Here is a 5,653-nt window from a genome sequence, read left to right as displayed (position 1 = left end):
AGAATCCCCGAGGAGGCATCTGAGAGAACCCTGGCCCCTTCACCCAAGATGGCGAGGTCCTTCTTGTAACCAGAAGAGTGAAGCTTGGCAATGGAAGCGAAGTCGCCCACGTCATCCCAGTCGAACTCTCCGGGGATCACGACGAGCTTGCCGGCGGCAGCCGCAGGCTCTGCCACGGCGTAGTCGATGGCGATCTTCTTCAGCGTCGGCCAAATCTTGTCCACGGCAGGACCGCGCTTGGCGTGGTCATCCCACACCTCAGCGAGCGCGATAACCCCTGCGTGAAGTTCGGGCTGAGTCTTGGCAAGTTCTTCCAGAAGCACTGATGCCTTGGTGATGAACATGCCGGCGTTCCAGAGGTAGTCGCCACTTTCGACGTACTCCTCAGCAGTGTGAGCGTTGGGCTTTTCCACGAAGGAATCAACCTTGAGAGCGGAGGGAGCACCTGCCAGCTCGGTTTCTTCCGTTGCGTGGATATATCCAAATCCAATAGCTGGCTCAGTGGGAACGATGCCGATGGTGGCAATAAAGCCGGCGCGGGCTGCTTCAACAGCCTCGGCGACGGCCATATTGAAGAAGCGGGTGCCCTTGATCACGTGGTCTGCGGCGAAAGAACCCATGATCACTCCGGGCTCACGTTTTTCCAAAATGGCTGCTGCCAAACCAATTGCAGCAGAGGAGTCGCGGGGCTCACTTTCCAGCACAACGTTGAGATCTTCGAGCTCAGGAAGCTGTTCTTCCACCGCTGCGCGGTGAGCGCGACCGGTGACAACCATGACGCGCTGCTCTCCTGCGAGGGGAGCTAAACGGTCCCATGTGTCCTTGAGCAGAGAACTGCCAGAACCAGTGAGGTCATGCAGGAACTTAGGGGCATCCGCGCGGGACAAAGGCCAGAGCCGGGAGCCTATTCCACCGGCTGGAATAACCACGTAGAAGTCGGTCAGGGGCGTCGTTAGTCGTGCCATAACACCAGACTACTGGGCGTAAAGTTAGGACAAGTTATTGCCCACAACCAAGGAGGGTTGTTCGTGTCAGCTGTCACGGCACCACGCTCAGAAAAGAAGCCCCGTCCGGGCGGCACGCTTTACCGCGGCTACACCGGCATGTGGTCTTGGGTTCTGCACCGTATTACCGGTGTGGCCATCTTCTTCTTCCTGCTTGTCCACATTCTCGATACCGCTCTTGTGCGCGTCAGCCCTGAGGCCTACAACGCCGTCATGAGCTCGTACAAGACCCCCATCATGGGCCTCGGTGAGATCGCACTGGTCGGCGCTATCGTCTTCCACGCCCTCAACGGTCTGCGCATCATCCTGGTCGACTTCTGGAGCAAGGGCGTCAAGTACCAGCGCGTCATGTTCTGGGCAGTCATTGGCCTGTGGGTAGTCCTGATGGCAGGCTTCCTGCCTCGTCAGATCATCAACATCGTTCTGGAGGTGAACGGACAGTGAGCACCGTAGACGCACCCCGTAGCCCCTACGCCCGCACCCAGCGCTCCGGCACCAACTGGGAAAAGTGGGGATGGATGTACATGCGCGCCTCAGGCGTGGTCCTCGTCGTCCTCATCTTTGGTCACCTGTTTGTGAACATGGTTGCCGGTGAAGGTGTTCGTGGCATTGACTTCGCATTCGTCGCTGGCAAGTGGGCTTCCCCCTTCTGGCAGGTATGGGATCTGCTCATGCTGTGGCTTGCCCTGATTCACGGCGCCAACGGTATGCGCACCATCATCAACGACTACTCGAGCTCAGTCACTCTCGGAAAGGTGCTCCGCGGAGCAGTCTTCCTTTCTGCAGCTGTGCTCATCGTCCTGGGCACCTTGGTGATTTTCACCTTCGACCCATGCCCTTCGGTCAGCCCAGAGCAGCTCGGTTTGCTGCCTTCGTTCTGCCCACCCCAGTAATTCTTTAGATCACCCTTAACTACGGAGTATCCCTCGTGGCAACCAAGAGCAACGAAACCTACGAAGAGACCAAGCTCGTCGACGGCGTTTACTACCACCAGCACGATGTTGTCATCGTGGGTGCTGGTGGCGCAGGTATGCGTGCAGCGATTGAGGCTGGCCCCAACGCACGCACCGCTGTGATCAGCAAGCTCTACCCCACCCGCTCGCACACCGGTGCAGCTCAGGGCGGTATGGCTGCTGCTCTGGCCAACGTGGAAGAGGACAGCTGGGAATGGCACACCTTCGACACCGTCAAGGGTGGCGACTACCTGGTTGACCAGGATGCAGCAGAGATTCTGGCTAAGGAAGCTATCGACGCGGTTATCGACCTCGAGAACATGGGTCTTCCTTTCAACAGAACTCCCGATGGCAAGATCGACCAGCGTCGTTTCGGTGGCCACACTCGTGACCACGGTAAGGCACCTGTTCGTCGCTCCTGCTACGCAGCTGACCGCACCGGTCACATGATTCTGCAGACCCTGTTCCAGAACTGCGTGAAGCTCGGTATCGAGTTCTACAACGAGTTCTATGTTCTTGACCTCGTCATGGTTGACGTCAAGGGCAAGCAGGTTCCTGCTGGTGTCGTTGCTTACGAGCTCGCTACCGGTGACCTGCACGTCTTCCAGGGCAAGTCGATCGTCTTCGCAACCGGTGGTTTCGGCAAGATCTACAAGACCACCTCCAACGCTCACACCCTCACCGGTGACGGCGTGGGCATCATCTGGCGCAAGGGTATTCCTCTTGAGGACATGGAGTTCTTCCAGTTCCACCCCACCGGCCTTGCTGGCCTCGGCATTCTCTTGACTGAGGGTGCTCGTGGTGAAGGTGCAATCCTGCGTAATGCTTCTGGTGAGCGCTTCATGGAGCGCTACGCCCCCACCATCAAGGACCTCGCTCCTCGTGACATCGTCTCGCGTTGCATGGTTCAGGAAGTGGCTGAAGGCCGCGGTGCGGGCCCCAACAAGGACTACGTTCTCCTGGACTGCACCCACCTGGGTGCTGAAGTTCTGGAAACCAAGCTTCCCGACATCACCGAGTTCGCTCGCACCTACTTGGGTGTTGACCCCGTGGTTGAGCCTGTTCCCGTGATGCCTACTGCTCACTACGCCATGGGTGGTATCCCCACCAACATCAAGGCAGAAGTTCTCTCCGACAACGACACCGTCATCCCCGGCCTCTACGCCGCTGGTGAATGTGCATGTGTGTCGGTTCACGGCTCTAACCGCCTCGGCACCAACTCGCTGCTGGACATCAACGTGTTCGGTAAGCGCGCAGGTCGCTACGCAGTGGAATACGCCAAGACCGCCAAGTTTGTGCCACTGCCCAAGGACCCCGCAGGTCCCATCCGCGACATGATCGAATCCATCCGCAACGCTCAGGGCACCGAGCGTGTTCCAGCTCTCCGTAAGGAACTGCAGGAAGAGATGGACAAGAACGCTCAGGTCTTCCGCACCGAAGACTCTCTCAAGTCGGTCACCAAGACCATTGAGAAGCTGCGTGAGGAATACAAGCACATCTCGATCCACGATAAGGGCAAGCGTTACAACACTGACCTTCTCGAAGCTGTTGAGCTGGGCTTCCTGCTCGACCTCGCAGAGGTTGTTGTTTACTCGGCTCGTAACCGTAAGGAAAGCCGTGGCGGCCACATGCGCGACGACTTCCCCAACCGCGATGACAAGAAGTTCATGAAGCACACCATGGCGTACCTCTCAGGGGACGCAACGAGTGATGACGCTGGTGACCACATCAAGCTTGATTGGAAGCCTGTTGTTATTACCAACTACCAGCCCATGGAGAGGAAGTACTAAGAATGGCTACCGAAGTCGCTACACAGGCAGCCGTACCCGAGGTACAGGCTTTCACCATCACGCTGATCATTCGTCGCTTCCTTCCTGAAATCGATGAAGAAGCTCGCTGGGAATCCTTCGACGTTGAGGTCTACTCAACCGACCGTATTCTCGACGCACTTCACCGCATCAAGTGGGACCAGGATGGTTCGCTGTCCTTCCGTCGCTCCTGTGCTCACGGTATTTGTGGTTCTGACGCAATGCGCATCAATGGTCGCAACCGTCTTGCCTGCAAGACCCTGATCAAGGACCTGGACATTACCCAGCCCATCTACGTTGAAGCCATCAAGGGTCTCCCCCTCGAGAAGGACCTCATCGTCGACATGGAGCCTTTCTTCGCTGCATACCGCGAGGTCAAGCCCTTCCTCATCGCGAACTCTTCTCCTGAGCCTGGCAAGGAACGCCGCCAGACCATTGAAGACCGCGAGCGCTTCGATGACACCACCAAGTGCATCTTGTGTGCAGCCTGCACCACCAGCTGCCCCGTGTTCTGGACTGACGGACAGTACTTCGGTCCTGCTGCCATCGTGAACGCTCACCGCTTCATCTTTGACTCTCGTGATGACGCAGGCGATGTTCGCCTCGACATCTTGAATGACAAAGAGGGCGTGTGGCGCTGCCGCACCACCTTCAACTGCACCGACGCATGCCCTCGTGGCATCCAGGTCACCCAGGCTATTGCCGACGTGAAGCAGGCTGTTCTGCGTGGACGCGCATAAGAACTATTTCGCACAAAAAAGACCCGGCCCTTTGAGGAAGGCCGGGTCTTTTTGTAGTTCCGTAGGTCGTCTCCCCTACAGAAGTATTTACTCGCTGCCGAGCTTGCGTGCCTGGGCTGCAGTGCGACCGTTCAGCGCACGAGCAGCACGAGCCTTGGCTTCGTCGAGTGTGACAGTAAGAAGTGCGGCACGAACTTCTGCCAGTGCGGCAGGGGTCATGCTCAAGGTGGTGACACCGAGACCAACAAGAACAATGGCCAGGTTGGGGTCAGCTGCTGCTTCACCACAGACACCCACGGGCTTGCCTGAGGCAACACCTGCATCACCGAGCTGCTTGATTAGACGCAGAACTGCGGGGTGCCACGGGTCCTGATAGGAACCAACGGTGCCGAGCATGCGGTCAGCCGCCATTGTGTACTGAGTGAGGTCGTTGGTGCCGATGCTGACGAAGTCAGCGGTCTCGAGAACCTGGTCAGCGACCAATGCCAGTGAGGGAACTTCAGCCATCACACCTGGAACACGCAAACCGAGCTCACGGCACAGCCCCACGAAGTAGTCGGTCTCTTCTGCATCAGCAACCATGGGTGCCATCACCCAGAGGTCAGCTTCAGTCTTGTTCTGAGCATTGACCAATGCGGTGAGCTGATCGCGCAGGATGTTTTCCTTCACTCGCAGGGCACGAATTCCACGAAGACCCAGAGCAGGGTTTTCTTCGTGAGCATCGTTCAAGAATGAGAGGGGCTTGTCCGCTCCGGCATCAAGTGCACGGACGACAACCTTCTTGCCGGGGAATGCTTCGAGGAGTTCGGTGTATTGAACTTCCTGCTCTTCCACGGTTGGTGCAGTTGCGGAGTCGAGGAAGAGGAACTCGGTGCGGAACAGCCCCACACCTTCAGCGCCGAGTGCAATCGCGCCGGCTGCTTCCTTGGGAGAACCGAGGTTAGCCAGCAGAGGAACCTTGAAGCCATCTTTGAGTGCACCATCAGTTATAGGTGCGTTCGATGCTTCGAGCCACTCGGAACGCTTCACCAGTGCCGCGTCAACATCTGCCTGCGAAACTCCAGAAGAAACTGTCGAAGTTGCGGCGTTGACCACGACAAGAGTCTCATCAGTCAGCGACTCAGCTCCTGCACCCACCCCCACGATGG

At 57.8% G+C, this 5,653-nt stretch carries 6 protein-coding genes; 4 read left to right on the top strand and 2 right to left on the bottom strand.

Annotated elements, in window-relative coordinates:
* A partial coding sequence (locus Q0362_RS08445) for a mannose-1-phosphate guanylyltransferase (RefSeq protein ID WP_298122514.1) occupies window positions 1-965 on the bottom strand: 965 nt, incomplete at its 3' end.
* Between the two features lie 63 nt (window positions 966-1,028).
* On the opposite strand from Q0362_RS08445, the gene sdhC reads away from it, so the two are divergent.
* Genes sdhC through Q0362_RS08425 form a run of 4 tightly spaced genes read left to right on the top strand, consistent with a single transcriptional unit; the run spans window position 1,029 to window position 4,505 of the window.
* Window positions 1,029-1,448 (top strand): succinate dehydrogenase, cytochrome b556 subunit, encoded by a 420-nt coding sequence (gene sdhC / locus Q0362_RS08440; RefSeq protein WP_298122511.1) that lies wholly within the window; start codon window positions 1,029-1,031, stop codon window positions 1,446-1,448.
* Window positions 1,445-1,897 (top strand): succinate dehydrogenase hydrophobic membrane anchor subunit, encoded by a 453-nt coding sequence (locus tag Q0362_RS08435; RefSeq protein WP_298122509.1) that lies wholly within the window; start codon window positions 1,445-1,447, stop codon window positions 1,895-1,897. Before sdhC ends, Q0362_RS08435 begins: the two co-directional genes overlap by 4 nt.
* 35 nt (window positions 1,898-1,932) lie before the next feature.
* Window positions 1,933-3,747, top strand: coding sequence for a succinate dehydrogenase flavoprotein subunit (gene sdhA, locus Q0362_RS08430; protein WP_298122506.1), 1,815 nt, complete (start codon window positions 1,933-1,935; stop codon window positions 3,745-3,747).
* 2 nt (window positions 3,748-3,749) lie between these two features.
* Window positions 3,750-4,505 carry a succinate dehydrogenase iron-sulfur subunit gene (locus tag Q0362_RS08425; protein ID WP_298122504.1) on the top strand — a complete coding sequence of 252 codons (756 nt, stop codon included), beginning with the start codon at window positions 3,750-3,752 and terminating at the stop codon, window positions 4,503-4,505.
* 87 nt (window positions 4,506-4,592) lie between these two features.
* Here the strand turns inward: Q0362_RS08425 and Q0362_RS08420 are convergent.
* Window positions 4,593-5,653 (bottom strand): putative PEP-binding protein (locus Q0362_RS08420; protein WP_366099796.1); only part of this gene is annotated, 1,061 nt, incomplete at its 5' end.

The sequence above is a fragment of the uncultured Aurantimicrobium sp. genome, from assembly GCF_936931525.1.
Classification (GTDB): Bacteria; Actinomycetota; Actinomycetes; order Actinomycetales; family Microbacteriaceae; genus Aurantimicrobium.
Note: the sequence above shows the minus strand (reverse complement) of the source record. Positions and strands in the feature narration are given on the sequence as shown.